Raw genomic sequence first — 26,715 nt, 5'->3', positions numbered from 1 at the left:
CCCGATACCCCCAAGGGGTATTCAAACCGTGATGGGGTCGTTGTCCGCCCGGGATAATGGCGGGCATGCCCTCAGAGACTCCTGACATCAAGCCCCGCAGCCGCGACGTCACCGACGGCCTGGAGAAGACCGCTGCCCGCGGCATGCTGCGCGCCGTGGGGATGGGCGACGACGACTGGGCCAAGCCCCAGATCGGCGTCGGTTCCTCCTGGAACGAGATCACCCCCTGCAACATGTCGTTGCAGCGCCTGGCGCAGGCGGTCAAGGGCGGCGTGCACGAGGCCGGGGGCTACCCCCTGGAGTTCGGCACCATCTCCGTTTCCGACGGCATCTCGATGGGCCACGAGGGCATGCACTTCTCCCTGGTGTCGCGTGAGGTGATCGCCGACAGCGTGGAGACCGTCATGCAGGCCGAGCGGATGGACGGGTCGGTCCTGCTGGCCGGTTGCGACAAGTCGATTCCCGGCATGCTGATGGCCGCCGCCCGCCTGGATCTGGCCAGCGTCTTCCTCTACAACGGCTCGATCATGCCCGGCGTCGCCAAGCTCTCCGACGGCTCGGAGAAGGAAGTCACCATCATCGACGCCTTCGAGGCCGTCGGCGCGTGCTCGCGTGGGCTGATGTCGCGGGAGGACGTCGACATCATCGAGCGCGCGATCTGCCCCGGCGAAGGCGCCTGCGGCGGCATGTACACCGCCAACACCATGGCCTCGGCGGCCGAGGCGCTGGGAATGTCGTTGCCGGGCAGCGCGTCCCCGGTGGCCGTCGACAAGCGCCGCGAGGAGTACGCCCGCCGGTCCGGCGAGGCCGTGGTGGAGATGCTGCGCCGCGGCATCACTGCCCGCGACATCCTCACCAAGGAGGCGTTCGAGAACGCCATTGCCGTGGTGATGGCCTTCGGCGGCTCCACCAACGCGGTGCTGCATCTGCTGGCCATCGCGTGGGAGGCGGGCGTGAAGCTGGAGCTGGCCGACTTCACCCGCGTCGGCCAGCGGGTGCCGCACCTGGCCGACGTCAAGCCCTTCGGCGCCTACGTGATGAAGCACGTCGACGAGATCGGCGGGGTGCCCGTGGTGATGAAGGCATTGCTGGACGCCGGTCTGCTGCACGGTGATTGCCTGACGGTGACGGGGCAGACCATGGCCGAGAACCTGGCCCACATCGAGCCGCCGGACCCCGACGGCAAGGTGTTGCGCGCGATGAACAATCCGATCCACCCCACCGGTGGCATCACCATCCTGCACGGATCGCTGGCCCCCGAGGGTGCGGTGGTCAAGTCCGCCGGCTTCGACTCCGACGTGTTCGAAGGCACCGCAAGGGTTTTCGAGCGGGAGCGCGCCGCCCTGGACGCCCTGGAAGACGGCACCATCACCCACGGCGACGTGGTGGTCATCCGCTACGAAGGCCCCAAGGGCGGGCCGGGTATGCGCGAGATGCTGGCCATCACCGGCGCCATCAAGGGCGCCGGCCTGGGCAAAAACGTGCTGCTGATGACCGACGGCCGGTTCTCGGGCGGGACGACGGGGTTGTGTGTCGGACACATCGCACCCGAGGCCGTCGACGGCGGCCCCATCGCCTTCGTGCGCGACGGGGACAGGATCCGTCTCGACGTCGCGAACGGCACGCTGGACCTGTTGGTGGACAAGGACGAATTCGAGTCGCGTAAGGCCGGTTTCGAACCGTTGCCGCCGGTGTACACCAGCGGTGTGCTGGCCAAGTACACCAAGCTGGTGGGCTCGGCGGCCGTGGGTGCGGTCTGCAGTTAGAGCCGTTGTCCTCGTCGAGCAGTCAGCAGAACTGGGCGTACAACTGCGGCAGGAAGCCGGCCAGGTGATTCATTTCCTGCGCGCAGTGCACACCGATGTACGGCCCGCCCATCCAGAGGCGCGACCGCATCTCGGCCAGCGACCAGGTGGAGTCGGCACATCGCCTGCGTGCCGTGTCCGCGGTGGGTGAACGCTTCCCCGTGGATTCCACCGCCAACGGCAAGGCCGCCGTCGCCGTGGCCGGCGGAGCCGTCGCGGACGTCGCGTTCGACCGCGACGAACACACCCCTGGTATCTCGGCTGCCGGGATCGCGGGCCGGGTGAGCGGCGGTCAGGTGGTCGCCATCTCGGTACCCGCGCCCACCGAGCGATTCCTCGCCCAGGAGGACATCATCGTGGCCGCTTTACGCGCTGCACTGAAATCTCCTTGCTATCAGGACGACACAGCCCAGTAATGGTCTACGACTTGGCTCGTAGAGGTGACCACGAAATTCCATCTGGGCTGGTTCCTGAACTTCGTCGCCGACGAGTGGAACGGCACCTGGGGTGACGGCGGCCGCGATTTCACCGGCGACTTCTACGTCGAGGTGGCTCGTGCGCTGGAGCGGGCCAAGTTCGACTATGTCCTGATCGAGGACAAGCTCATGGTGTCCACCGCCTACGGCGACACCATGGAGTACGACCTCAAACACGGTGTCAACCCCAAGCACGACCCCGTGCCGCTGGCTGTCCTGATCGCCGCGGGCACCAGCCGCCTCGGCGTCATCCCGACCATGTCGACCAGCTTCTACCCGCCGTTTCTCCTGGCTCGGTTGGCCAGCACCGTAGACCACATCGCGCGCGGCCGATTCGGCTGGAACGTCGTGACCTCCGCCGAGGACCGCTCGGCGCAGAACTTCGGCATGGACAAGCTCTACGAGCACGACGAGCGATACGCCCGCGCCGCCGAGTACCTGGACCTGGTGTCCAAACTGTGGGAGTCGTGGGAGCCCGACGCCGTCGAGCGCGACTACCTGACGGGCACCTACGCCAACCACAAGAAGGTCCACACCATCGATTTCGAGGGCAAGTACTACAAGTCGCGGGGCCCGCTGAACACCGCTCCCTCGCCGCAGTACCGGCCAACCATCGCCCAGGCCGGCGCCTCGCCGCCGGGACGGGCTCTGGCCGCCCAGCACGCCGACACCATCGTCTCGCCCGCCGACAGCGTGGAGTCGATGAAGGCCTACCGCGACGACATCCACGCCCGCATGAAAGCCTTCGGCCGAGACCCGTCGCACTGCAAGGTGTTGTACCTGGCCTCTCCCATCGTCGCCGACACCAAAGAGGAGGCGCTGGCCAAACGGGAACGTTGGCTCACCGACCCGATGTACGTCGAGTACATGCTGGCCGAGATCTCGTCGATCACCGAGATCGATTTCCGTCAGTTCGATCTGGACTCGCCACTACCCGATGATCTGACCACCAATGGGGAGCGAGGCACGCTGGCGGCGTTCGTGGGCACCGACAAGAACAAGACGCTGCGTGAACTGGTCACCGGCAGCGGCCTGTCCAGTCACACTCCGTTCTGCGGCACCCCGGACGAGGTGGCCGACGAGATGGGTGAGGTGATGGAGCAGGTGGGCGGTGACGGTTTCCTACTGACCAGCCCGGTGCTGCGACTGAACCGTCGCTACCTCACCGAGATCACCGACGGCCTGGTTCCCGCGTTGCAGCGCCGGGGTCTCACCCGCACCGAGTACACCACGACTATGCTGCGGGATCACTTGCGCGAGTTCTGAATTCAATGCAATACAGCCTCTTCGCAGGTTGCGCCAAACCCGTGCGGTGAGTGTGGACACGTGCCACGCTTGAGTGTCGACGCCACGCACATCACAAGGCCACACCATGCGTACACCCACCCTGTCACATCGTCTCGCAGCGGAGTTCATCGGCACGTTCTGGCTGGTACTCGGCGGTTGCGGCAGCGCCGTGTTCGCCGCCACCTTCACCTCCGGCGACGGGTCCGCCCTGGGTATCGGTTTTCTCGGTGTGTCACTGGCCTTCGGCCTGACCGTACTCACCGGTGTCTACGCTTTCGGCACCATCTCCGGCGGGCACTTCAACCCGGCCGTCACTCTGGGGGCGGCGCTGGCCAAGCGCGTGGAATGGAGTGTGCTGCCTGCGTACCTCATCAGCCAGGTGCTCGGCGGCCTGCTCGCCGGCCTGGTGATCTACGCGATAGCCAAGGGCAAGGCAGGCTGGACGGCCACCGGCAACATGGCGGCCAACGGTTTCGGCGCCCACTCCCCCGGCAGCTATTCGCTGGCGGCGGTGCTGATCGCCGAGGTGGTGCTCACGTTCATCTTCCTGCTGGTGATCCTCGGCTCGACCGATGACCGTGCGCCCCACGGTTTCGCCGGACTGGCAATCGGCCTCACGCTCACGCTGATTCACCTCATCTCGATTCCCATTTCGAACACCTCGGTCAATCCGGCGCGCTCCACCGCGGTGGCGTTCTTCAACGGCGACGGCGCTGCGGCGCAGCTGTGGGCATTCTGGTTGGCCCCGCTGGTGGGTGCGGCCATCGCCGGTGTGGCCTATCCGCTGCTGTTCGGCACGGCCGAGGAACTCGCTGATCGTCCGGTGCGCGACGACGCCCTCCCCGGAGGCAGCGCCGAGGCTTGAGCCCAATGGCCGGTCAGGTGACCAGTGCGAGCGCGAACCCGTCCCAGCCTTTGAGTCCGACGGTCTGGATGGCGGCGGTGTCCAGCCGCGGGTGACGGCCCATCATCTCCAGCATGTCCTTGACGGCGCCGGCCTGCAGGTCGTCGGCGGCCGGGTTCAGCACCCGGCCGTCACGAATGATGTTGTCCACCACGATGACCGTTCCGGGGTGGCCGAGTTCGACGGCGGCCTGGACGTAGGCGACATTGTTCTCTTTGTCGGCGTCGATGAACACCAGGTCGAAGTCGCCGGACAACGTGGGCAGGGTGTCCAGTGCGGCGCCGACGTGAATCTGCACCCGGTCACCGACGCCGGCGCGCTCCAGATTCTTGCGGGCGACGTCGGCGTGACGAGGCTCGTACTCGAGGGTGACGACGGAGCCGTCGGCGCCGACCGCGCGGGCCAGGCAGATGGTGCTGTAGCCGCCGAGCGTGCCGATCTCCAAGACCCGTCGCGCGCCGGCAATCCGCACCAGCAGGCCCAGCAACTGAGCGCTCTGCGGCGAAACCTCGATGGAGGGCAGGCCCGCCGCCGCACTGTCGGCCAGCGCGGCGTCCAGCACCGGGTCCTGCGGCAGCACGGCCTGGTTCAGCATGGCGTCCAGTTCTCGGGCGTAGGCACGTCGCTCACCGTAACTTCACCCCCTGCTTGTCGTACAGCACCCGCAGCACATAGCCGGCTTCCGGCCCCATCACCGTCGCCGCCAGATCGGCCATTGCCGTCGCGAATTCGGGTCCATGCGGCGGATCGCACGGACACAGGTGATGGGCGATCTCGTGCAACACCACCAGCTCACGCAGCGCCCACCGGGTGGACACCTCCGGAACTGCGATCACCCCGGTGCCGTTGCGGTTCTCGTAGTGCGCCGCCGTCGCACCGCGCCGAGCCCGGACCGTCAGCCTCGACGGCAGCCCGAGCACCCGGTCGACGTACCGCTGCACGTCGTCAACCGAGCTGAACCTGGCTTCCGGCGGCAACGTCAACGAAGTTCCGAAGAAGTCGACAGTGCTGCCACGTTCCGACGCTCGATCGAACATGGTGCGGGCGAACCTCTCCGCGGCATAGACCTTGGAGCGTTGGCTATCCCGGGCGCTCACCGGTCCAGCGGGGTGCGGGCACCGGGCAACTCGGGGCTGTTACCCAGCCGGGCCCGCTTACCCGCCCGGTCCCCGGCTCGTCGGGCCGCCGAGGAATAACCCGCCGACGCTCGGGTGGCCCGCCAGGTGCCTCGTGCCTGGGATGCGCCGCGATAGTAGTCGTGCAACTCGATCTCCTTGTTGCGCAAGGCGAGTGCTGTTCCGGCCGAGCGCTGCTGGTCTTTGATGATCTCCTGCTTGGCTTCGTCCCGCGCATCGGAGAGCCGCTGACCCACCCGGGCGCCGAACGCCAACTGGAAGTTCAGCCGGGCCGTGATGGTGGGGGTGGGCCGGTGGGCCCCGGAGGCGATGTAGGAGTCAGAGGCCCGCACCATCTGCACCACCAGGCTGGCGTACAGCGCGTGGGTGGCGTCGATGTCCTCGGCGAACCCGTAGGCGTAGACGAACGCGGAGTTGGACGCCACGTCGCAGCGGACGTCGTTGGCGGCGGCGATCACCGCGAACAGCTGCACATAGGTGCGCAGGCCCTTGGTGCCGGCCTCACCGATGGTGATGGTGCGTTGTGTCGGCGTCTGCGCCGCTTCACGTTTGGCGCTGTGCGAGCGGGCCACCGCCAGGTCGATGGAGGTGGCGGTGGCCAGTCGCTGCGCCGCGGCCATGAAAGCCTCGGCCTCGTGCGCATTGTCGGTGCCCTCGGCCTGTCGCAACAGCGCCGCGATGCGGGCGAGCATCTTGTCGTCGGTCATGCGGTGGGACCCTACGGAACCAACACGACTTTTCCGCGCGCGTGCCCGGTCTGCAGATAGCGGTGGGCTTCGGCGGCCTGGTCCAACGGGAACACCTTGTCGACAGTCACTTTCAACAGCCCGGCCGCGGCGAGTTTGATCAGTTCGGGCCGCGAGGCGTCCCGGATGGCCTGGCCGCCGTCGGCCCCGGTCAGCACGGCGATGCCCAGTTGCGGGCCGCGGGCGAAGGCGGCGATGCTGGCGATCCGCGCGCGATCGGCGACCAATTCGACTGATACGTCAAGAGCTTCGTCGGTGCCCACCAGATCCAGCGCCACCGTCGGTGCCCCATGAGCCCGCACCCGGTCGGCCAGTCCGGCGCCGTACTCCACGGGCTGGGCACCCAGGCGGCGCAGCTGCTCGTGCCGTCCGGCGCTGGCAGTGGCGATCACCGTGGCACCTCTGGCGACACAGAGTTGCACCGCCATCTGGCCCACACCGCCGCCGGCGCCGTGGATGAGCACGACGTCGCCTGTCCCCACATCGGTTTTCGTCAACAGGTGCCAGGCGGTACCTCCGGTCAGCAGCAGCCCGGCCGCCTCCTCCGTCGTCAGCGTCGCAGGCTTGTGGCCCACCTGATCGGCGTCGACGAGCACTTGGTCGGCATAGGCACCGGTGACGCCGGTGGCGATCACCTCGTCGCCGACCTTCAGCGCGCCGGTGTAGCCGGCGGCGCGCGCGGACGCCTCGGCGACCACCCCGCACACCTCTGAGCCCACGGGCAACGGCAGGCGCGCCGGGTCGTCCCCCATGTCGCCGCTGTAGACCTTGTAGTCGAAAGGATTGGTACCCACGGCGCGGACGGTGATGAGCACCTGCTCGAGCGTGGGCTGTGGTAGCTCGACGTGATGCACCGCAAGGACTTCCGCTCCCCCGTAGGCATCGGCCATCACCACGCGGGTCATGACAGGAACCTGTCGAGCGCGTCGGTCAGCTGCGGGGACAACGGATCGCCGTTGGCGTAGTTGGCCACGTTGTCGGTCGGATCGTCACGCAAGACGTGATTGACGCCCTTGAGCTCCACCAGCGTCAGATCGGTGTGCTTCAACGCTTCGGCCAGCGGCCTGATGTCGGTGCAGGAGGCCTGCCCGTCGGAGTCCGAGCACGTCAGCAGCACCGGCGTGCCGCCGGGGACGCTGGCCGCCAGCGCCAGCGGGTCGATGGCGTCCTGCTCGGCGACGGCCTTGACGTTGCCGGGGTTGAGGATGGCACTCAACCCGTCGGGCAGCTGCCCGGGCGGCAGATTGCCGTCCTTGCGCACCTGGTCCACAGCGCCCAGCCAGGCGGCGAGCACGCCGTCTGCCTGTTCTTGGGTCTTGCTGCCCGCCTTCAGCTGCGCGGCGTTGTCCGCTCGGACCCGGCTGGTGATCAGGTCCAGGTAGCGGCCGGTCAGGGGTTGCAGCAGCACCAGCGAATGCACCAGCGGTGCGCCGGGATTGGTGCTGGTGGCCAGCGCCATGGCGTGCGTGGTGCCCTCGCCCAGGCCATACACCGACACCTTGGCCTTGTCGGTGCCGGGCTGCGCGGCCAGGTAGTTGATGGCGGCTTTGGCTCCCGCGGTGTAGACCGCGCTTCCCACGTCCTGCGGCCGGTCGGCGTACGGGCCGAGGCCGGTAGCGCCGGTACCGATCTTGTCGTAGCGCAGGCTGGCCACACCGTGGTCGGACAGGTATTCCGCGAGTTGGCGCATGTTGCCGACCGGACCCGCGACGACGTTGTCGCCGTTGCGGTCGGTCTGCCCGCTTTCGGAGATCAGCAGGGCAGCCGGGCCCTGCGCGTCATCGGTGAGGTGGCGGTAGGTGCCGTGGATGGTCAGACCGTCGGCGTCGAAGGTGACCTCGTCCTCGGTCCACTCGCCCGCCTGCTCGGCGGCCGTGGGTGCCTCGGTGCCGGAATCCTGCGACGACGAACATCCGGTGAACAACAAGGCCGCCGAGAGCAGCGCAGCAGCAACAGCTTTCACAGCCGAGCCTCGATCCAGGACACCACGTCGTCGAGCACCCTGTCGCGCTCCGGCTCGTTGAACACCTCGTGGTAGAGCTCGGGATAGATCTTGAGATGCACGTCCTCAGAGGCTACGCACTCCACCAGGTGTTCGCTGCCCGAGGCCAGGACCAGGCGATCCTTCTCGCCGTGCACCACCAGCAGCGGCTTGGTGAAACCGCCTGCTCGCTGCGGCATGGAATCCCCGACCAGCAGCAGCGCCCGCGCGATCCCGGCGGGGACCTTGCCCTGGTGCACCAGGGGGTCGGCCCGGTAGGCGGCCACCACCGCGGGGTCGCGGGAGATGGCATCCGCGTCGAGCTCCTGCGCCGGAACCCCGGGCAGGATCGCACCGACGGCCTTGCCCACCGCCGCCAACACCGGCGACACCGCGGCCTGCGCGGCAATGGCCGGGCCCGAGAGCACCATGAGGTCGAAATCGGCCGGATGCTCGGTGCCGTAGGCGAAGACGATGGCACCGCCCATGCTGTGGCCGAGCACCACCCGCGGCAGCTCGGGGTGTTCGCTGGCGGCGACGCCGACCAGGGTGGCGAAATCCGCGGTGTACTGGTCCATGCTCTTCAGATAGACACGCTTGCCGCCGGAGCGGCCGTGGCCGCGGTGGTCCAAGGCGTAGGTGACAAAGCCGGCGTCGCCGAACCGCTGGGCCACGTGGTCGTAGCGGCGGGCATGTTCACCGAGACCGTGAGCCAGCACGATGACCGCTCTGGGCTCCCTGTCGGGCGTCCAGGTGTCGTAGACGATATGTACACCATCGAGGCCGGTGAAGGCCCGTTCCGTGCGCGTGGTAACCACCAGGGCAGCGTAGCCGCGCCACAGCCCTGGACTTGTCAGGGCCGCTGCGTAAGGTGAGTTCCGTGAGCGTCCTCGCGCAGGAAATGCAACAGAACAGCAGTCGCGACGCGTTTCTGGCCGATGCGCAGCAGTACCGCCGCGAACTGCTCGCGCACTGCTACCGGATGACGGGTTCCCTGCACGACGCCGAGGATCTGGTGCAGGAAACCTACCTGCGGGCATGGAAGGCCTACGACAAGTTCGAGGGCAAGGCGTCCATTCGCACCTGGCTGCACCGCATTGCCACCAACACCTGCCTGACCGCCCTGGAGGGCAAGCAACGCCGGCCGCTGCCCAGCGGGCTCGGCGGCCCCGCCTCCGAGCCCACCGATGACCTCAACGTCCGCACCGAGGTGCCGTGGCTGGAGCCGCTGCCCGACACCACAGGTGAGGACCCCACGGATCCGTCGGTGATCGTCGGCTCCCGCGAGTCCGTGCGGCTGGCGTTCGTCGCCGCGTTGCAGCACCTGTCGCCACGACAACGCGCGGTCCTGGTGATGCGCGAGGTATTGCAGTGGAAGGCCGCCGAGGTGGCCGCTGCGCTGGACACCAGCACCGCCGCCGTCAACAGTCTGCTGCAGCGCGCACGCGCCCAGCTCGACGAGATCGGACCGTCGGAGAACGACACCATCGCGCCGCCGGAGTCTCCCGAGGCCAAGGATCTGCTGGACCGTTACATCGACGCCTTCCAGTCCTACGACATGGACAAGCTGGTGCGGCTGTTCACCGAGGATGCGGTCTGGGAGATGCCGCCGTTCGACAGCTGGTACATCGGCCCGGCGGCCATCGTCGGCCTCGCCCGGGACAAGTGCCCGGCCGAGAAGCCCGGAGACATGAGGCTGCTGCCCACCACCGCCAACGGTCAGCCCGCCGCAGCGATGTACATGCGCTCCCCCGGTCCCGAAGGCGACAAGCACCTGCCCTTCCAGCTGCATGTGCTCGACATCAGACCAGGTGGGGTGTCACACGTGGTGGCGTTCCTGGACACGTCGGTGTTCCCGAAGTTCGGGCTGCCGGAGTATCTGTAGGCGCTGCCGGTTTACCACGTCGTCGCTCGAGTTGGCCAAGCGGCCTGCGCTGCGTGCCGCCCGATGAGATGTCAACTTCCGCGTAGTCCATCGTTGACATCCCGCGCCCTTCGGGGCTCGAGAACAACCCACCGTTGTCGGCAAGCTCGCAGCTCAGTCGCTGGGGCCTGACGATAATTAGAACTTGTTCCAGAAACGTGACTATGATCACCTCCCATGAAGACCAAGGGCGCACTGCTGTGGGAGCTCAACACCCCATTCCGCATCGACGAGATCGAGCTCGGCGACCCCGTCGCCGATGAGGTCCAAATCCAGATGCATGCGGCGGGCATGTGCCATTCGGACTACCACCTGACCACCGGGGCGACGCCGATCGGCCTGCCCGCACTCGGCGGGCACGAGGGCGCCGGGGTCATCACCAAGGTCGGCAAGAACGTGACGGGCCTCAAGGAGGGTGACCACGTCATCCTGGCCTTCATCCCGGCGTGCGGCGAGTGCCCGCCATGTCTGAAGGGCTTCCGCTCCCTGTGTGATCGCGGGGCACTGCTGCTCGGCGGCAAGGCCATCGCCGACGGCACCTCGCGGATTCACGCGGGGTCCAAAGAGGTCTCCCCGATGAACCTGTTGGGCACCTTCTCGCCGTACATGACGGTGCACAAGGACTCGGTGGTCAAGATCGATCACGACATCCCGTTCGAGACCGCCGCCATCATGGGCTGCGCACTGCCCACCGGGTTCGGCTCGGCCACCAACGTCGCCGAGGTGCAGCCCGGTGAGACGGTGATCATCGTCGGCGTCGGCGGTATCGGGATGAGCGCGCTGCAGGGCGCGGCCATCTCGGGGGCGCGGCACGTCATCGCGATCGACCCGGTGGAGTACAAGCGCGACCAGGCGGTCAAGTTCGGCGCTACCCACGTCTACCCCACCATGGCCGAAGCCATCATGCCGATCATGGAACTCACCCACGGGATCATGGCGCAGAAAACCATCATCGCCGTCGGCGAGATCCGCGGCGAGATGATCGAGGAGGCCATGACCCTGACTGCCAAGACCGGAACCTGCGTGGTGACCGGCATGGGCTCGATGTTCGAGGCCGACGTCAAGCTCAATCTGTTCCTGTTCACCATGTTGCAGAAGACGCTGAAGGGCAACATCTTCGGCGGTGGCAGCAGCCATATCGAGACACCGCGCCTGATCGGGCTCTACAAGTCCGGGCTGCTGAAGGTCGACGAGATGGTCACCACCACCTACCGCCTGGAAGACATCAACCAGGGTTACCAGGACATGTTGGACGGCAAGAACATTCGTGGTGTCATCACATTCGACGAGTCAGACTGGTAAGCGCTGAGGTAATCCAGCGGTCCAACACCGCCAAATCCGACGCATCGACACCAGCGAACATCACCGAGCGGACCAGCTCGGCGTGCCCGGGGGCGGCTTTGTCCAAGGCGGCGCGTCCGGCCGGAGTCAGGGACACGGTGGCACCACGGCGGTCGTCGTCGCTGCCGTGACGCTCCACCAGCCCGCGGTCGCGCATCCGGCGCAGCTGGTGCGACAGCCTGCTCTGCTCCCATCCGACGGTCTCCCCGAGTTCGAACACCCGCAGCGGGCCCCGCTCGGACAGCGCCACCAAGACGTCATAATCGCCGAGTGAGATGCCGCAGTCGGCCTGCAGCTGCCTGTTCATCGCCAGCTGCAGCCCGCTGACCATGGACAAGTAGGAACGCCACACCCGTTGCTGGTCCGCGGTGAGCCACATGGCGGCAGCATACCGGAATACATGACGTGTCATACATGTTGCCGACTGCAGAGCCCGCGCTAGGCTGGCATCAATTCACGAGGAGTGCGCAATGACCACCGCAACCGCAGTCGATATCCGGCGTGCCGATGACCGCGCGAAGACCAAGATCGCGTGGCTCGATTCGAAGCACTCCTTCTCGTTCGGCCATCATTACGAGCCGGACAACACACACCACGGTCTGCTGCTGGTGAACAACGACGATATTGTCAAGCCGGGCACCGGTTTTGACACCCACCCGCACCGCGACATGGAGATCATCACCTGGGTCCTGCGCGGAAGCCTGGTGCACCAGGACTCCACCGGACACTCCGGGGTGATCTATCCCGGCTTGGCCCAGCGCATGTCGGCAGGCAAGGGCATCCTGCACTCGGAGAAGAACGACTCCTGGCGTCTCACCGGCGGCGAAAACCACAGTGAGCCCGTGCATTTCGTGCAGATGTGGGTTGTTCCCGACGAGTCCGGCATCACCCCCGGCTACCAGCAGCTCGAAATCGACGACGAGCTGATGCGCGGCAAACTGGTCACCATCGCCTCGGGCATGCCCGAGCACCAGGGTGACACGGCCATCGGCATCCGCAACAAGTACGCCGCACTGCACGGCGCCCGCCTGCAGCCGGGTGAGAGTGTGCAGCTGCCGGAAGCGCCGTACCTGCACCTGTTCGTCCCGCGTGGCCAGGTCAGCCTCGAGGGCGCGGGTGCACTGAACGAAGGGGATGCGGTGCGCTTCACCGCATCCGGTGGCCAACGTGTCACGGCCACCGAGCCCGCCGAGATCCTCGTATGGGAGATGCATGCCGGGTTGGCCGGTTAAGAGCCTGACCGTCGGTGCCGCGGCCGCCCTGATCGCGGGATGCAGTCAGCCTGCCCAGGATCCGCAACAGACGACGTCCGCGGCACCGCTCAGCACGGGCATCGGAGCACCACCGGCGCAGGGGTTGGAGCCGGTGACGGTGACGGTTCCCGCCGGGATGGACGCGGCGCCATTCGACACCGCACGCACCGCCCTGGTGCCGCCGGGGTGGACGATGTCCGTGTGGGCGCGGGTGCCCGAGGCCCGGTTGGCGCAGTGGCTGCCGGACAACACCCTGCTGGTCTCGACGCCCGACTCCGGCGAGGTGGTGCGCCTGACCCGGGACGGCGCCACCGCACAGGCCAGTGTGCTGCTCGACGGCCTCGTCCAGCCCCACGGCCTGGATTTCCGCACCGACACCCTCTACGTCGCCGAGAGCAACCAGATCACGGCCTACCCCTATGCCGACGGCCAACTCGGCGAGCGGCGGGTGATTGCGGGCAATCTGCCCGATGCCCGCAGCCCTGACCTGCGCGGCGCCTACTCGCATGCGCTCAAGAGCGTGGCCGTGGGCACCGACGGCGCGGTGTACTTCTCCATCGGCTCGACGGGCAACATCTCCGCCGAAGACCGCGATGCCACACCGCCGCGGGCAACCATCATGGTCGTGCCCCCGAGGGTGGTCCGCCCCGGCCATGGGCTACCGGAGTGCGCAACGGCACCGGCCTGGCCACCGCCCCCGATGGATCGCTGTGGACGGCCAACAACGGCCGCGACAACATCGCCCGCCCCAGCGACGGCCAGGTGGTGCAGGAGTTCGTCACCGACAACCCGCCGGAACAGATGGCGTATCTGCCCGAGGGCCGCGAATTAGGTTGGCCCTACTGCAATCCCGAGGGCGGCCCCTCCAACCTTCCTTTGGTCGATGACGTCCAGACCAACCCTGACGGCACCCTGATGGACTGTGCGGCGCTGCCGCCGGTGGAACAGAGCTTCCCCGCGCACTCCGCACCGCTGGGTCTGGCGTTCACCGACTTCGTGCTGCCCGCACCGTACGAGAGCGGCGCGTTGGTGGGAGTGCACGGTTCCTGGAACGCATCTCCGCCGCGGGCGCCGGAGGTGTCCTTCTTCCCGTGGACCGGTGGCACCCTGGGCCGGCAGCAAACCTTGGTGGGCGGTTTCCAGGCCGACGACGGCTCCCGCTGGGGCCGTCCGGTGGCCGCTGTCGACGGACCCGACGGCGCGGTCTACATCACCGACGACTACGCCGACGCGGTGTACCGATTGGCGCCACCCGGGCGCTGACACGCACTGACAGCAAAGTCAATAAGCGCCAACGTGATTCACGTGAAACCGTGCCGTTTCTGCACTGTTATCAAAGTTGACAGTGTGTCAGCTGTGGCTATTGTGATGCTTGTCGTATAGCCGTACATGCGCCGAGAGGGCAAACGTGAGAACCGCTATCGCCGTCGCCCGGCGCACCGCCGCTGTCGCGGCAGCGGTGATGCTGAGCGCCGGCCTGGCGATCACGGCCGGCGAACCCGTCGCCCGGGCGTCCGGCAAAGAGACCCTGGCGGCCGCCATCGCCAATACACAGGGCTCGTATCTGGTGTACAGCTTCGGCGGCGGCCACCCGGCACCCATGCTCAACGCAGCGGGCCACGAGTACGAGATGGACAACGGCGGGCTCCTGATGATCATCAAGGCTGCCTCCCAACGCCTGACGCCACGCTTGCTGGTCGACACCCACGCCGGATATCAGGCCCGGTGTGAGCGGACGCCAGGTGCACGCACCGGCGAAGGGCTGTGGCAGTCCGCGGAGATCTACACCCCGGTTGCAGCCTGGCAGGCCATGGGGCAACCCACCATCGCCATCAACGCCAACTTCTTCGACATCCGCGGCCAGTCGGGCGGCTCCTGGAAGACGACGGGGTGCAGCTCACCGCTGGGTGTGTACGTCGACAACACCCGCGGCCAGGGCAAGGTCAACATGGCGGTCACCGGCACCATCCCCTACGCGGGCAAGCAGGCGTTGTCCGGCGGCGACGAGAAGTGGACGGCGCTGACCACCATGGTCCTGCCGGCGGGTGAAGCTCCATTTGTGATCTCACCCAAGTCAACTGAGGATTACGACGCCGCAGGCCCGGTGATCACCCGGATGATCGACGAGGGCAGCAAGTTCGTGGCGGTGGCCGGACTGGGCCTGCTCGCCCCCGGTGACACCGGCCAGCTCAACGATCCCGGTCCGTCGGCGGCGCGCACCGCGATCGCGTACTCGAAGCCCAAGGACGAGATGTACGTGTTCCAGGGCGGCAGCTACACCCCCGACCAGATCCAGGACCTGTTCCGTGCCATGGGCAGCGACACCGCGATACTGCTGGACGGCGGCGGCTCGTCGGCGATCGTGCTGCGCCGCGACACCGGCGGGATGTGGGCAGGCGCGGGGGTTCCCAAGGGATCGTGCGACACCTACGCGGTGCTCTGCGACTCCCGCGAACGCGCATTGCCGAGCTGGTTGGGGTTCAACTGAGTTCGCGTGCCACCCGCTCCACCTGGCCGGCGTAACCGCCGCCGAACAACACCACATGGGCCAGCAGCGGGTAGAGCTGATGCAGTCCGATTCGCCGCTGCCAACCCGCATGCAGCGGGTGCACACTCCCGTAACCCTGTAGCACCACGCTCAGATGCGGACAACCGAAGAGTGCCAACATCGACAGGTCTGTTTCCCGGTGGCCGCCGTGTGCGGCCGGGTCGATCAGCACCGCGCCCTCGGCGGTCCACATCACGTTGCCGTTCCACAGGTCGCCGTGGATTCGCGCCGGACCGTCATCGTCATCGAAGTCGCCTGCAACACAACGCTGCATGACAGCCTCCACGTCACGCACCGCGGTGGCGCTCAGTCCAGGGCGCGCGCGGTCCAGCATGGGCGCCAGCCGCTCGCGCGCATAGAACATCCCCCACCGGTCATGGCCGGAGTAACTCATCGGCAGCGGCTGCTCCAGCGGACCGAAGAAGCCAGGCCCGTCCCACCCCTGCGGAGGGGCGCCGAAGGCGGCTGCGCCCGCGTCGTGCGTGCGGGCCAGCGCGGCGCCGAACTCCCTGGCGGCAGCTTCGGTGGGACGGCCGGGCAGCAGCCGCTCCAACGTCAGGCTGGTGTCGTCATGCCCGAGCACCGTCGCGCACCGCACTCCGCCGGCCTCCGAAAGCCACTGCAAGCCAACCGCTTCGCAGGCGAAGAAGTCCGCAGGCGCGGTGCGGTTGCGTTTGACGAACACACTGTGGAGAGTACGTCCTCAATCCTGTGACGCCGAGGACGCCGACGAGCTCTCGGACTTCTCGGACTTCTTCTCGCTGCGCGAACGCGAGGTGTCGTCGTCCTTGTCGCCGCCCTGGTTGTCGCGCTCCTGGCCACCGCGGACGGCCCGCTCGATCTCAGCGCGGCCCTTCTTGGCGATGTCGTCCAACGATTTCAACGCGTTCTTCACGCCTGTGTCCACCTGCTTGAAGGCGTTCCTGGCGGCACGATCGATGTCGGAGTCGCTAGCAGCAACATCCTGCGCGGCCTCGTCCTGGCCGGCTTCGTCGTCCGCGTCCTGAGGGTCGACGGCAGCAGGCTCGTCATCGTCGGTGCCCGCAGCGGGCTCGACGTCCGCGATCTGTGGTCTCTCGGCAGGCTGTTCGTCTTCGACCACCAGTTCTGCTGGAGCCGAACGCAGTTGGGAACCTTCAGGCGCGGCCAGCGCCGCGACTTCGGGAACACCTCCGAGCGCCGACTCGAGACTGCCGTCGCCGAGCAGCGCCCGGACGATGTTGACCAGGGTGCGCAGCGGATTGTCCACCGGTGTGGAACTGATGAGGCCGTCCTGTATGGCCTGCTCCACTCCGGCGACCAGGGCCTCGAACACATCACCGGGCACCCGGCCCCAGTCGATGTTGGACGGCAGGGTGCCGAACGGCGTGATGACGTCGGCCTGGTCCAGGGTGCGCTCATAGCCGTTTTCCTGGTCGACGTCGGTGAACCCGAGGTTGGTCAGGATCTTCAGCGCCGGCTCCAGCGCGGTCGCCAACGGATTGTTGAAGTTCATCCCGGTGACCAGGTTCAAGAAATCAACCGGCAGCCGGATCGGCTCCAGCAGCGGCAGGCTGTTGGTGGGCAACGTCAGGTACAGGTTCAGCGCCAGCGGATCCCCGGTGAGCACGCCGGCCAGCGCCTCGGCAAGCTGCGGGGTGGCCTGGTCGGTGAGTGTGGAGACCAGGTCGGTGAGCGTCAGCCCGCGCAGGATGTACGTCGGGAAGAGGAATGCCGCACCGGCGTTGAGCAGCGACACCGGATTGCCCCAGGACGGGAAGTCCGAGAGCGGGTCGTACTGCACGGTGGCGTCGACCTTCACCGGGATCAGGTTGGCTCCCCGAGTGTGATGCCGGTGCCCAGGATGGGGATGTTCAGGGTGCTGGTGGGGTCGACGCTGCTGGCGGCTTCGGTGTCGGGGGTGATGGTGTCGATACCGGCCAGGGCCGCCAACGGATACATTCGGGCGAAGAGGCCGCCGTTGGCGCGACCGGGGTTGCGCAGCAAGATCATTGGTAGCACGGTGATGCTGCCGAGCAGGGGGCTGTCCCCCTCGTGGTTCGCCCCACCCGGCTGATTGGCGAGCTCTGCCACCACCTGCGGATAGGCCATGCCCGCGGCAAACGCACCCAGCCCCCAACCTGCGACCACCGGGATGCGCAGGTCCACCAGATCGAGACCGCCGAATTCGGCGAGGGCCACCTGCAACGGCGTGAGCAATGCCGCTCTCTGCAGAAAGTTCAGATCCGGATTGGCCTGGATTCCGGCGATCAGCTGGTTCAGGATGCCCGCGACGCCGATGTTGAGATACGGGGTGCCATTGATCTCGTCGGCCACGGAGTTCGGGAACTCCGGGACCCATCCCAGATCCACGCCGAGGAACTTCAGCAGATCCAACGGAGGCCCGGAGGTGATGATGTTGAGCCCGGGGGCCGCCACACCCGCCAGGTTCAGCGGGTCGCTGAGATCGAGGCCCAACAGGTTCGTCAGATCCAGCACATCGGTGATCCCCGCGCCGGTGAGAAACGGCGCGATGATGGGGCCGACGACGGGAATGCTGGACACGTCCAGCGGAATCCCGGCCAGGGCCTGGGTGATGATGGTGCCCAGGGCATCGTTGACCACCTGCTCGGGGTCGTATCCCAACGCCCGCAGCAGGCCCGACAGATTGACGTTGTCCAGGATCAGCCGCTCGATAGCGGCGCCGAGGTCCTGGAATTGGTCGTAGAGCACCGTCCCGACCCCGAAAGTCAGATCGGGGATGTCGGCCGGGTCCGGAGCGCCTGGAGCCAGCTCCATCGGCGGCAGACCGGGTGAGCCCGGTGTAGCCGCCAAGGCTGCAGGCGCGGCGGAACTGTTGTCACCGATCAGCGCCGAAAGGAGCCCTCCGACCAGTGCAGGGTCAATGGCCGCAGTGCCGAGGATGGCGTCCGGCAGCGGTGCCGCGTTTGCCTGCGGAGGAGGGGCCGCGGTCATGGTGATGGCGGTTACCGTTGCGGTGGCGGCTCCGACGGTGGCGATCTTGCGCGCCCTCGTACCGTACTTGCGATGCTTGGATGCCATCTGACCAGTCCCTTCGTGGCTCCTCAGCTTCCTCTCAGGGACGGTAACATCAGCGTCGCCAACTAATCGGCGAATTGCTGGAATCCGATTTTTGGCACGAAGAAATCAAGATCAGTTGAATTTAAAGTTTGCTGAAACTGACAGCTAGGGTTGCGCGAAAGCTTTGCGCACCAGCACGTCGGCAACGCCGTCGGGCAGCGTGTTGATCAGTGCCATCTGCAGGCGTGGCCCCGCCCCCACCGCATAACGGGGTCTCGGTCGTCGATCCGTTAGCGCCTTCTCGACCACCTGCGCCACATTTTCCGCGGGTACAGCCATCTTTCGCGATATCGGGATCATCTTGCGAAAGCCCGCAACGTGTTTGGCGTACAGCACCCGCTGGCCGGGCGTCATCGCCGACTCCATCTCGTCAGCCGCCTGCTCGGCGGTGTCCCACATATCCGTTGCGGTCTGGGCAGGTTGGACCACACTGACACGAATGCGCCACGGCCGCAGTTCCATTCGCAGTGCATCGGCGGCCGCTTCGAGTGCGAACTTCGACGCGCAGTACGGACCCAGCATCGGTGCGGCAATGCGGCCATTCACACTGGAAATGAACACAATTCGCCCCCGGGAGTCACGAAGTCGCGGGATCACGGCCTGCGCCACCGCGATCTGCCCCACCACGTTGACGTCGAGCTGGCGACGCAGTTCGGCGATCGGCACAGCCTCCAGCGGAGCGCCGACGGCGACGCCTGCGTTGTTGACCACGGCATCGAGCCGTTCGGGCAGCTCATCCTGGAGCGCGGCAACCTGATCCGTATCGGTGATGTCGAGTTGCAGCGGCGTCACCCCAGCCGTCGCGTCGAACTGCGCGGCATCCTCGCTGCGGCGCACGCCGGCGAACACCTGCCAGCCGCGCTGCGCCAGATGAACCGTGACGGCCTTGCCGATACCCCGGGACGCCCCGGTCACCAGAACACTCGCCATGACCACTCCTGTCGTCAGCTCCGACCGTACGCCGATCCGGTAACAGGAATGCTGATGGTCAGACACCGGGGAGGCGCCGTTGCGCGCCCGCCCCCGGCGTCCGCCCCCGACAGCGTTGGGGCAGATACTGCCCAAGCTATACCCGCTGTGAGCAGACGGATTACGAGCGCCCCGACACGTCGCACTCAGCCCGCTCACAGCGTGCGGTAAGAAATGTACACGACCGTGACCAAATCTATTGACGTTTCGGCAACCGTTGTTCAGAGTTGGGGCGTCAGGTCCAGCGACGTCAGGGTGTTCATGCTGGTCACCAGCCATTGCGAGTCGTTGCGCTCCAACGTCAGCCGGTAGGAGAGATACCGCAGCGACGGAATGTCCTTGGACAACGGGCTGGTGGCCGTGGAGTTCGTGTAGACGATGGCCGTCGCATCAGTACCGCTGACCGACTCGACGGCAGCGCCTACCACCTGGGTGCTGTTGGTGACCTGAGCCTGCTTGTTGGTGGGCGCGATGGCGTCGATGTACTTGCGGTACTGGGCGCCGAAATCGCCGCCGAGAAACCGTGCCGACCGGTCGGCCAAGGTCTCCATGTTGTCCGGTGTGTAGGTCCACAGCGTCGTGATGGCCTCGGCCGCGGTACGGGCGATGTCGAGTTTGGTGTCGACAAGGGCGCGCTGCGCCAGATACGGCTGCACCGTGGCAGCGCCGAACGCGCTCGCACCAACGAACAGCGTCGCCGCGACGCCGACCGCCACCGGCGCCCACCGCGGGGCGGCGGGCCGCGCAGCGACGGCCGCCTCCACCGCATCGGCGGGATTCGCGGCCACGTCAGGCTCCGGCACTCGGCGCGCCATGCGGCGCGCCTTGCCCACCGGCGTCTTCGGTTGCGCAGATTCCTGGTCGTCGGTCAGATCACCTGCAGCAGATTGCTGATCTTCCACTGGCCTCCTTCCTCGATCGCGGTGGCCACCCAGCGGGAACCGTCCTCGAACGTCCTACCGTCCGGGAACGTCGTCACCGTTTTGGTGGCCACCACCACGTCGGCGCTGCCATCATCGTTCCAGCGCTCCACACCCGCGTCGAGCACGGTGCCCGTTGTGGGCTCGGCCTGCGCCACCTGCACGACGATCTCGTTCATCCGCTCCTGGTACATCTGCGCCAACTGCCCGGTGGCCTGGGCCAGCACACCGTCGGCATAGTCATTGGCACGCATGGGATCCGGCGAGGTGTACTGCGTCATGAATGACCGCACGTAACCGATCACCGCAACATCGCGGACAGCCGCGCGCCGATGTTCCTCGTGAGTGACCAGCAGCAGCGCACTGGCAGCCAGGGCGGCAACGATCACCACCACCGCCGAGGAGACCAGCACCGCCAGGCCGATCCGGCGCCGCCGCAGAGGTGGCCGCTCGCTGAAGCCTTCGGCTGCCCCGACCCGCTTCCTCGGGCTCATTGCGGCGCTCGCTGAGGGCTGGCCAGCACCGTCAACCCCGCGATCCGCCACTGGCCGTCGGTTTTCTCGAAGTCCACCCTAACCGTGGCGGTGATGAACCGTTGTTCCGGCGGCACACCGCGCTGGCCCTGCAGAGCCAACAGCATGGTGCCGCGATCGGCGGTATTGGTCAGGACCGCGCTGTTGGCGGTCCAGTACTCGTTGGCCGTCGCCCCCGATGCTTTGATGGCGTCCTGCTGGGCCGTCAACTGCTCGCGGTAACCATCTGTCACCAATCCCGCAGCCCGCTCGAAATCCTCTGCCAGCGTAGGCACGTCGTAGCTCAGCATGCCTTCGACGAGCTTGGGACCTTGGACGGCCAGCTGTTCGCGCGCCTGGGCCACCCGCAGATCCGCTTGGTAGACAACCACATAACCGGCCGCTGCCGCCGCCACCGCCACCGCGGCTGCGCCCGCCGCCGCCGCCGCCGCCGCTGCCGCCAGCCGGCCTGCCCGCTGCGGGCGGTCCTCAGTGCGGCGCACTTCGGTGCCGGTCAGCAGATCCGCCCAGGTGCGCCTTCGCGAATCCCACAGCGGCCACAGCCATCCCACGAAGACCGCAGCGGTGTCCAGCAGGTGCGCGAGGTCCCGGAACAGCAGCCGCCAGTGCTTGCAACCACTGCCGTCGGCGCGGACCACTCGCAGCCCGACCACAGCCCGGCCCAGACTCCAGCCCGTCAGCGCGGGCAGCAGCCACCGGTTGACCACAACCGCCAACAGCACCAAGCCGGCAATGAGCACGCATACCCACCAGAGCATGCTGCGTTGCGCCGTGGACCAGGCCACCAGCACCAGCGTCGCCACCGTGAGAACACCGAGGACGACGTCCATCACGAACGCTCCGGCACGAGCCGGCCAGCTGCCGTAGGTGATCACCGTGGCGGTTCCGGTGTCCGTCGCCTCGTCCAGCACCGCGGTCACGTGGTCACCTGGTCGAGGCGCGCGATCTTGTAGGTGCCGTCTTCCGGCGCCATCTGGACACGCAGACGGTACCCCGTTTCCTGTTGCTGTACTTCGGAATTCGTCAGCCTCACCCGCAGTGCCACCAGCACGTCCATGGAGCCGTCATCGTTGTGTCGCTCCACCGCGGCCCGCATGTCGGTGACCTCTACCTGTGCGTTGGCCGCCTGGTACGCCTCGACCAGCACACCGCTGTACAGCGTGGCCTGGGTCTGGTAGTCCCCGGTGGCGCAGTCGAGGATCTTCTGCTGGCTCTCCGCCATGGCCGCGGTGTCGGGCGCCTGGGTGGCCGCCACACAGTCCTTGGCGGCCTGGGTGGCCACAGCCTCTTCGCGGGCCGCCGCGTCGGCGTCGTGGTTGGTGCGCAGGGCGAAGTAGCCGCCGGTGGCCACCAGCGCGGCCAACACCACCAAAGTGACGCACACTCCGAGGAACCAGCCTCGACTGTTCAGCCGGGTGGGCGATGGGGCGGGCGCCTGTTCGCCGTCCTCGTTGTGGGGGACGTCAGGGACGTCATCGGGATTCAGCCGGCCGGTGCCAGCATCTCCTTCCATCCCTCTTCTCCTGTGTTCGTCGAATTGCTCACCGAGTACTTCACCCCGTCGGGGCCCACCACCTCGCCGGCCTGCGGGTTGTAGACCGCCGAGGCCGGCGCCGGCGCCGGCGTGTAGATGCACGGGTTGGGTTGCTGCCCGCTGCACTGCACGCTACCGCTGCCCGGCGGGGTCAACGGATCACTGGTGATCGGCGGAGGTGGCGGCAGCCTGTCAGCGGGCAGCGGGTTCATCCCGTTGTTGACCGACGGAGCCGGGATCACCCGCCCCGGATTCACCGGCTGGTCACACCGTGCGCCCGGTGCCGGGCAGTTCAGCAGCTGGTTCGGATCGCCGTACCAGGGGTTGGATCCCAGCGGCACGTACGGCTCGTCGCTGCGGCACTCCCGTGGTGTGGCGGCGGTCTTACCGGGCACGTCGACGCACGGATAGTTGCGCGCACCACGGACCACGTTGGCCGGGGTGTCCTTCGGGATCTTGCAGTACATCCCGCTCGGCAGCGGCGCGGTGCTGGTGTCCGCCGGCGAACGCCATTCACTGGCCGGCAGGAACCCGGTCAGGCATGGCGGCGGCTGGTTGATCGTCAGACTGAAGTTCAGCGCCGCGGCGTTCTCGAACGGCGCGGCCACCGCTTGGGCCACCGAGGCGCCCTGCGGCAGGATCACCAGCGTCTGCTCGAGGCCCTTGTTGTAGCGCTTGAGCATGTCCAGCACGATCGACAGGTTGGCCAGCGTCTGCGGAAGCGCTTCCTGCACATCGCTGAACACCGCCGTCACCTGGTCGGCCGTCGGCGCCGCCTTCGACAATCCGCTGCGCAGGGTCTGATCCTGCTGCGCGGCCTGGGCGGTGATGCTGTTCAGGTTCGCCGCCCACTGCCCGATGGCCTCCCCCGAATTCACCTGACTGTCGATGATGGGCGCGGAGTTGTCGATGATGTCGTTGATGTCACCGATGTTGGCGTCGAAGTCGGTGACGATGGCCTGCGTACCGTCCACCAGACGCTGCAACGCAGGGCCGAGACCGCCCACCGCCATGGCGGTTTCGTCGAGCAGCCCGGAGATCTTCTCCTTGGGCAGCACTGCCAGGCCCTGATCGGCGGCATCGAGCGCGGGACCGATCTCCCGTGGCACGGTGCCTTCGGTGATGGTCTGGCCGGGCGAGAGGTATTGCTCGGAGGTGCTGTCGGACACCAGGTCCAGATACTGCTCGCCGATGGCCGAGACCGAGTGCACGTTGGCCGAGGCGTCCACCGGGATCTTGTAGCGGTCCTCGATGCTCATCGTGGCCCTTGCGCCCGACTCGGTGGGCTCCACCTCGGTGACCTTGCCGATGGTGATGCCGCGATAGGTGACGTTGGCGGTGCGGTACAGACCACCGGAGGCGGGCAGGTCCGCGTGCAGCGTGTACTGACCCACCCCAGCCATGCTGGGCAGGCGCAGGTAGTACCAACCCAGTGCGGTCAGTGCGATGACCGTCAGCGCGGTGAACAGTGCCAACTGAATTCGGATGAAACGGGTCAGCATCGCCTATTCACCTCGCTCCACCAACGGACCACCGGGCACCGAGTTGGGGCTCGGGGTGAAGCGCACATCCGGGATCATCTGATTGGGGTCGCGACCCCACGCCTGCTCCAGCGCCCGTAGCGCACCGGAGAAACCGGTGCCGGTCAGGAACGCGTTGTCCAGCGTGCTCAGCGTGAGGTCGAACGTCGCCGAGGTGTTGATGTAGTCACCGCGCACCACCTTCGGCACGTTGTCTATGGGGAACGGTGCGGTGAGCATGAACGTCAGCGCTCCGGCCAGGTACGGCGAAGCCCGGCCCAGCTGCTTGAGCGGCCGCTGCAACAGCTGCAGGTTGGTCTCGAGGTCACCGCGGGCCGCCGACAGGTATTGGTCGGTGGCTGCGCTGAACCGGCCCAGCGCCGTCACCGCGTCGGCGAACAGGTCCCGCTGGTCGGCGAAATACTTGATCAGCGGCGGGAACTCGGTCAGTACTCGGTCCAAGGTGTCGTTGCGGGCGGCAACGATGGACAGCAGTTCGTTGGTGGTGTCGATGGCCCGGGTGAGATCCTCACGCTGGGCGTTGAGCTGCTCGGTGAACACGTCGAGCTTGCCGAGAAAGGCCCGCACCTGCTCGGCGTTGCCGTCGAGGATGTTGTTGACCTCGGTCTGGATCACCTCGAGGTTCGGGATTCCGCCGCCGCGCAGCACCGTGGCGATGCTGGCCAGCGTGCGTTCGGTGGTGGGATAGGCCGAACTGTCGGCCAGCGGGATGGTGTCACCGTTGCGCAGCGGTTGAGACGACGAATTATCCTGCGGCGCTGCCAGTTCCACATGCTGGGTGCCCAGCAGGCTGGTCTGGCCGATTCGGGCGGTGGCATTCTCGGGCAGCTGCACACTCGAGTCGATGTCCAGCGTCAGGGTGGCCACCCAGTTGACCAGCTCGATCTTGCGCACCGAGCCGACGTAGACGTCGGCCACCCGCACCCTGCTGTTGACGTTGAGCGCCAATGTGTCCGGCATCTGCACGTAGACGGTCATGGTGTCGCCGCCGGTGCCCGGTCCGCCGGGCAGCGGCACGTTGGCCACACCCTTCCACCCGCAGGAGGCCAACACCATGGCGGTGACGGACAGCACCAGGGTGCGCCAAGCGGCCTTTCGGGTGAGCATCACGGCGCGCCTCATCGGGCACCCACTTCGGCGGGTAGCGGTGGCCCCGACGGGGCGGGCGCGGGCGGTGGGCCACCGGGAGCCGGGACCTGCTGCGACAGTGGCAGCGGGCCGGGGATCACGTCCGGCGCCGGTGGTGGCGGCGGTCCGGGCTGCGGGTACCACGGCGGCGGCAACGGGTTGTTCTGGTCATAGGCATTGGGCACCGCACCACCGCGCGGACCACCGGGCGGGTAACTCACCGGGTCCGGACCACCCATCAACGCGGCCAGCGAGTCCGGTGTCAGCATGTTCTTGGTCAACTGCTGGACCTGCAGGCCCTGCATGCCGGGCGCCACGATCCACCCCGGCTCGTGATTGCCGTGGCTGAACAAGGTGTCGCGCGACCACACACCGGGCACGGTGGTGTCCTTGTAGCCAGGGGGCGGCTGCAGTCGCGGCTCGGAGTACGCCACGTACTTGGGCAGCGTTGCCGCCGTGGAGAACTGGTTGACTCCGAAGGGCGGGAAATTGAACTTGATGGCATCCAGAACCGGTGCCAGGTACTGGGCACACAACTCCGCCGACTCCTGGTAGCCGAGCCGGCTGCCCGCCTGGATCGAGCTGCAGATGAACTGCATCGGATTGGCGAAGCTGGCCACCACCGGGATGGCCGTCAGCGAACCGTTGGTGGGCTCGTAGATGTTGACCAGGTTGGCCGCCAGGTTCGGGAAGACGTGCAACGCGGTTTCGAGGCCGTCGCGCGGTTCAGGCTGCAGGATCGCATTGGTGGTGCTGGCCAGATTGTTGATGCTGGTGGACAGCTCTGAGCCGTTGTCGTTGATGAATTGCTGTGCGGTGGTGAGCAACCCGTCGATGTCCTGCAGTGCGGTGGCCAGTTCCTGATCACTGTTGGTGAACGAGTTGGTGAACTCGGCCAGGTTGTCGTTGAGCTCGACGAACTGCTGGTCGCTGCGATGCAGGGCGTTGACGAACAGCGCCAGGCTCTTGGCCACGGCGAAGAAGTCGCCGCGGCCCTGGTTGAGCGCGGTGACGGATTCCGACAGTGCGTTCAAGGTGGTGTTGATCTGCTCGCCCTTGCCGGCCAGTCCGTCCGCGAACGACTCGATGACGTCGCCGAACGGACCCTTGGGCTGTTCAGGTGTGGGGCCCAGCTGCGAGACGATATCGGTGATCTGGTTGCGCAGGTCGTCCCATTCCACCGGAACCTGGGTGCGCTCCAACGGAATCTCGGCGTTGTTCTCCAGCACCGGACCTCCGGTGTAGGCCGGGGACAACTGGATGGTGCGCGACGCGACCAGGCTGGGGTTCAGGATCGAGGCGGTGGCGTCGGCGGGCACCTTGTACTTGTTCTCGTAGCTGAAGGTGACTTTCATCCGGTCTCCGGCCGGTTCGATGCTGTCGATCGACCCGACCCGGACGCCCATGATCTGCACCTTGTCACCGGGATACAGCGCCAGCGCCTGCGGGAAGTAGGCGACCACTGTGTTGTAGGTCAGCTTCTTGTAGAGCTGCCATCCGGCGACGGCACCCACCAGCGCGAGCACGACCACCAGTGCGCCGATGATCACCGCTGCGCGAGACATCCGCGGCAGCTTCATCTTTCGCACGTTGAAGATTGTCGTCATC

General features: G+C 67.0%; 25 protein-coding genes and 3 pseudogenes. 9 read left to right on the top strand and 19 right to left on the bottom strand.

The window, feature by feature from the left end; genetic code table 11:
* The first annotated feature begins 65 nt into the window (after positions 1 to 65).
* Entirely contained in the window at positions 66 to 1,766 is a 1,701-nt protein-coding gene (gene ilvD / locus BVC93_RS15175) for a dihydroxy-acid dehydratase (protein WP_236950370.1), read from the top strand.
* A 22-nt stretch (positions 1,767 to 1,788) separates the two neighbouring features.
* Here the strand turns inward: ilvD and BVC93_RS34760 are convergent.
* Positions 1,789 to 1,917: pseudogene (locus tag BVC93_RS34760) on the bottom strand (DAPG hydrolase family protein); the annotation flags it as partial.
* On the opposite strand from BVC93_RS34760, the pseudogene BVC93_RS15165 reads away from it, so the two are divergent.
* The 3 genes and pseudogenes from BVC93_RS15165 to aqpZ form a co-directional block, all read left to right on the top strand.
* A pseudogene (locus BVC93_RS15165) lies at positions 1,877 to 2,221 on the top strand (IclR family transcriptional regulator domain-containing protein); the annotation flags it as partial. The pseudogenes BVC93_RS34760 and BVC93_RS15165 overlap by 41 nt on opposite strands.
* Positions 2,222 to 2,245: 24 nt before the next feature.
* Complete coding sequence (locus BVC93_RS15160) at positions 2,246 to 3,547, top strand: NtaA/DmoA family FMN-dependent monooxygenase (protein WP_083738182.1); 1,302 nt, start codon at positions 2,246 to 2,248, stop codon at positions 3,545 to 3,547.
* Between the two features lie 106 nt (positions 3,548 to 3,653).
* Positions 3,654 to 4,433, top strand: a complete 780-nt coding sequence (gene aqpZ / locus BVC93_RS15155; RefSeq protein ID WP_083738181.1) for an aquaporin Z — start codon at positions 3,654 to 3,656, stop codon at positions 4,431 to 4,433.
* Positions 4,434 to 4,446: 13 nt separating this feature from the next.
* Here aqpZ and BVC93_RS15150 read toward each other — a convergent pair whose 3' ends face one another.
* Genes BVC93_RS15150 through BVC93_RS15125 form a run of 6 tightly spaced genes read right to left on the bottom strand, consistent with a single transcriptional unit; the run spans position 4,447 to position 9,153 of the window.
* Complete coding sequence (locus BVC93_RS15150; protein ID WP_083738180.1) at positions 4,447 to 5,067, bottom strand: O-methyltransferase; 621 nt, start codon at positions 5,065 to 5,067, stop codon at positions 4,447 to 4,449.
* 31 nt (positions 5,068 to 5,098) lie between these two features.
* Positions 5,099 to 5,569: a TIGR04338 family metallohydrolase gene (locus tag BVC93_RS15145; RefSeq protein WP_083738179.1), complete on the bottom strand. Its 471-nt coding sequence runs from the start codon at positions 5,567 to 5,569 to the stop codon at positions 5,099 to 5,101.
* On the bottom strand, positions 5,566 to 6,315 hold the full coding sequence (locus BVC93_RS15140) for a DUF2786 domain-containing protein (protein ID WP_083738178.1): 750 nt from the start codon (positions 6,313 to 6,315) through the stop codon (positions 5,566 to 5,568). Before BVC93_RS15140 ends, BVC93_RS15145 begins: the two co-directional genes overlap by 4 nt.
* An 11-nt stretch (positions 6,316 to 6,326) precedes the next feature.
* Positions 6,327 to 7,259: an NADP-dependent oxidoreductase gene (locus BVC93_RS15135; RefSeq protein WP_157516935.1), complete on the bottom strand. Its 933-nt coding sequence runs from the start codon at positions 7,257 to 7,259 to the stop codon at positions 6,327 to 6,329.
* Positions 7,256 to 8,317: an alpha/beta hydrolase gene (locus BVC93_RS15130; RefSeq protein ID WP_083738177.1), complete on the bottom strand. Its 1,062-nt coding sequence runs from the start codon at positions 8,315 to 8,317 to the stop codon at positions 7,256 to 7,258. The genes BVC93_RS15135 and BVC93_RS15130 overlap by 4 nt, the downstream gene beginning before the upstream one ends.
* A complete protein-coding gene (locus BVC93_RS15125; RefSeq protein WP_083738176.1) occupies positions 8,314 to 9,153 on the bottom strand; it encodes an alpha/beta hydrolase in 840 nt (279 codons plus the stop codon). Before BVC93_RS15125 ends, BVC93_RS15130 begins: the two co-directional genes overlap by 4 nt.
* A gap of 32 nt (positions 9,154 to 9,185) precedes the next feature.
* Between BVC93_RS15125 and BVC93_RS15120 the strand changes: the two genes are divergently transcribed.
* Positions 9,186 to 10,220: a sigma-70 family RNA polymerase sigma factor gene (locus tag BVC93_RS15120; protein ID WP_083738175.1), complete on the top strand. Its 1,035-nt coding sequence runs from the start codon at positions 9,186 to 9,188 to the stop codon at positions 10,218 to 10,220.
* Positions 10,221 to 10,436: 216 nt separating this feature from the next.
* Positions 10,437 to 11,561, top strand: a complete 1,125-nt coding sequence (locus BVC93_RS15115) for an NDMA-dependent alcohol dehydrogenase (protein ID WP_083738174.1) — start codon at positions 10,437 to 10,439, stop codon at positions 11,559 to 11,561.
* Here BVC93_RS15115 and BVC93_RS15110 read toward each other — a convergent pair.
* Complete coding sequence (locus tag BVC93_RS15110; protein ID WP_236950369.1) at positions 11,536 to 11,979, bottom strand: MarR family winged helix-turn-helix transcriptional regulator; 444 nt, start codon at positions 11,977 to 11,979, stop codon at positions 11,536 to 11,538. The genes BVC93_RS15115 and BVC93_RS15110 overlap by 26 nt on opposite strands.
* 91 nt (positions 11,980 to 12,070) lie before the next feature.
* Between BVC93_RS15110 and BVC93_RS15105 the strand changes: the two genes are divergently transcribed.
* The 3 genes and pseudogenes from BVC93_RS15105 to BVC93_RS15095 all read left to right on the top strand — a co-directional run bounded on the left by BVC93_RS15105 (position 12,071) and on the right by BVC93_RS15095 (position 15,341).
* Positions 12,071 to 12,832, top strand: coding sequence for a pirin family protein (locus tag BVC93_RS15105; protein ID WP_083738172.1), 762 nt, complete (start codon positions 12,071 to 12,073; stop codon positions 12,830 to 12,832).
* Positions 12,813 to 14,116, top strand: a pseudogene (locus BVC93_RS15100) (PQQ-dependent sugar dehydrogenase). The gene BVC93_RS15105 and the pseudogene BVC93_RS15100 overlap by 20 nt, the downstream one beginning before the upstream one ends.
* Before the next feature lie 199 nt (positions 14,117 to 14,315).
* Positions 14,316 to 15,341, top strand: a complete 1,026-nt coding sequence (locus BVC93_RS15095; protein ID WP_083741074.1) for a phosphodiester glycosidase family protein — start codon at positions 14,316 to 14,318, stop codon at positions 15,339 to 15,341.
* Here the strand turns inward: BVC93_RS15095 and BVC93_RS15090 are convergent.
* From BVC93_RS15090 to BVC93_RS15045, 11 genes are all read right to left on the bottom strand, one after another.
* Positions 15,334 to 16,086: a fructosamine kinase family protein gene (locus BVC93_RS15090; RefSeq protein WP_083738171.1), complete on the bottom strand. Its 753-nt coding sequence runs from the start codon at positions 16,084 to 16,086 to the stop codon at positions 15,334 to 15,336. The two genes, BVC93_RS15095 and BVC93_RS15090, sit on opposite strands and share 8 nt — an antisense overlap.
* Positions 16,087 to 16,104: 18 nt before the next feature.
* Positions 16,105 to 17,202, bottom strand: coding sequence for a PE-PPE domain-containing protein (locus BVC93_RS15085; RefSeq protein WP_192860331.1), 1,098 nt, complete (start codon positions 17,200 to 17,202; stop codon positions 16,105 to 16,107).
* A 5-nt stretch (positions 17,203 to 17,207) separates the two neighbouring features.
* Entirely contained in the window at positions 17,208 to 18,443 is a 1,236-nt protein-coding gene (locus BVC93_RS33595; RefSeq protein WP_192860330.1) for a hypothetical protein, read from the bottom strand.
* Positions 18,444 to 18,587: 144 nt separating this feature from the next.
* The gene (locus tag BVC93_RS15080) at positions 18,588 to 19,412 is read right to left on the bottom strand and encodes an SDR family oxidoreductase (protein WP_083738169.1); all 825 of its coding nucleotides are present in this window, start codon (positions 19,410 to 19,412) and stop codon (positions 18,588 to 18,590) included.
* 260 nt (positions 19,413 to 19,672) lie between these two features.
* Positions 19,673 to 20,353 carry a hypothetical protein gene (locus tag BVC93_RS15075; protein WP_083738168.1) on the bottom strand — a complete coding sequence of 227 codons (681 nt, stop codon included), beginning with the start codon at positions 20,351 to 20,353 and terminating at the stop codon, positions 19,673 to 19,675.
* Positions 20,320 to 20,865 carry a mammalian cell entry protein gene (locus BVC93_RS15070; protein ID WP_083738167.1) on the bottom strand — a complete coding sequence of 182 codons (546 nt, stop codon included), beginning with the start codon at positions 20,863 to 20,865 and terminating at the stop codon, positions 20,320 to 20,322. The genes BVC93_RS15075 and BVC93_RS15070 overlap by 34 nt, the downstream gene beginning before the upstream one ends.
* Positions 20,862 to 21,824 carry an RDD family protein gene (locus BVC93_RS15065; RefSeq protein ID WP_083738166.1) on the bottom strand — a complete coding sequence of 321 codons (963 nt, stop codon included), beginning with the start codon at positions 21,822 to 21,824 and terminating at the stop codon, positions 20,862 to 20,864. The genes BVC93_RS15070 and BVC93_RS15065 overlap by 4 nt, the downstream gene beginning before the upstream one ends.
* On the bottom strand, positions 21,821 to 22,417 hold the full coding sequence (locus BVC93_RS15060) for a hypothetical protein (protein WP_083738165.1): 597 nt from the start codon (positions 22,415 to 22,417) through the stop codon (positions 21,821 to 21,823). Before BVC93_RS15060 ends, BVC93_RS15065 begins: the two co-directional genes overlap by 4 nt.
* Positions 22,387 to 23,940 (bottom strand): MCE family protein, encoded by a 1,554-nt coding sequence (locus BVC93_RS15055; RefSeq protein WP_083738164.1) that lies wholly within the window; start codon positions 23,938 to 23,940, stop codon positions 22,387 to 22,389. The genes BVC93_RS15060 and BVC93_RS15055 overlap by 31 nt, the downstream gene beginning before the upstream one ends.
* Before the next feature lie 3 nt (positions 23,941 to 23,943).
* A complete protein-coding gene (locus tag BVC93_RS15050) occupies positions 23,944 to 25,086 on the bottom strand; it encodes a virulence factor Mce family protein (protein ID WP_236950449.1) in 1,143 nt (380 codons plus the stop codon).
* 11 nt (positions 25,087 to 25,097) lie between these two features.
* A complete protein-coding gene (locus BVC93_RS15045; RefSeq protein ID WP_083738162.1) occupies positions 25,098 to 26,714 on the bottom strand; it encodes a virulence factor Mce family protein in 1,617 nt (538 codons plus the stop codon).
* Between the last annotated feature and the right edge of the window lies 1 nt (position 26,715).

Origin of the sequence: Mycobacterium sp. MS1601 (assembly GCF_001984215.1) — a bacterium.
Taxonomy (GTDB): Bacteria; Actinomycetota; Actinomycetes; order Mycobacteriales; family Mycobacteriaceae; genus Mycobacterium.
The sequence above is the reverse complement of the archived record's forward strand: the minus strand, read 5'-3'. Positions and strand labels throughout refer to the sequence as shown.

Bases quoted from the DNA above. Each gene is read 5' to 3' on its own strand.
- BVC93_RS15105 (WP_083738172.1), top strand. From the start codon at position 12,071: ATGACCACCGCAACCGCAGTCGATATCCGGCGTGCCGATGACCGCGCG.
- BVC93_RS15095 (WP_083741074.1), top strand. From the start codon at position 14,316: ATGCTGAGCGCCGGCCTGGCGATCACGGCCGGCGAACCCGTCGCCCGG.
- BVC93_RS15135 (WP_157516935.1), bottom strand. From the start codon at position 7,259: ATGACCCGCGTGGTGATGGCCGATGCCTACGGGGGAGCGGAAGTCCTT.
- BVC93_RS15050 (WP_236950449.1), bottom strand. From the start codon at position 25,086: ATGCTCACCCGAAAGGCCGCTTGGCGCACCCTGGTGCTGTCCGTCACC.
- BVC93_RS33595 (WP_192860330.1), bottom strand. From the start codon at position 18,443: ATGGCATCCAAGCATCGCAAGTACGGTACGAGGGCGCGCAAGATCGCC.
- BVC93_RS15080 (WP_083738169.1), bottom strand. From the start codon at position 19,412: ATGGCGAGTGTTCTGGTGACCGGGGCGTCCCGGGGTATCGGCAAGGCC.
- ilvD (WP_236950370.1), top strand. From the start codon at position 66: ATGCCCTCAGAGACTCCTGACATCAAGCCCCGCAGCCGCGACGTCACC.
- BVC93_RS15110 (WP_236950369.1), bottom strand. From the start codon at position 11,979: ATGTGGCTCACCGCGGACCAGCAACGGGTGTGGCGTTCCTACTTGTCC.
- BVC93_RS15150 (WP_083738180.1), bottom strand. From the start codon at position 5,067: ATGCTGAACCAGGCCGTGCTGCCGCAGGACCCGGTGCTGGACGCCGCG.
- BVC93_RS15140 (WP_083738178.1), bottom strand. From the start codon at position 6,315: ATGACCGACGACAAGATGCTCGCCCGCATCGCGGCGCTGTTGCGACAG.
- BVC93_RS15045 (WP_083738162.1), bottom strand. From the start codon at position 26,714: ATGACGACAATCTTCAACGTGCGAAAGATGAAGCTGCCGCGGATGTCT.
- BVC93_RS15060 (WP_083738165.1), bottom strand. From the start codon at position 22,417: ATGGAAGGAGATGCTGGCACCGGCCGGCTGAATCCCGATGACGTCCCT.
- BVC93_RS15070 (WP_083738167.1), bottom strand. From the start codon at position 20,865: ATGAGCCCGAGGAAGCGGGTCGGGGCAGCCGAAGGCTTCAGCGAGCGG.
- aqpZ (WP_083738181.1), top strand. From the start codon at position 3,654: ATGCGTACACCCACCCTGTCACATCGTCTCGCAGCGGAGTTCATCGGC.
- BVC93_RS15115 (WP_083738174.1), top strand. From the start codon at position 10,437: ATGAAGACCAAGGGCGCACTGCTGTGGGAGCTCAACACCCCATTCCGC.
- BVC93_RS15055 (WP_083738164.1), bottom strand. From the start codon at position 23,940: ATGCTGACCCGTTTCATCCGAATTCAGTTGGCACTGTTCACCGCGCTG.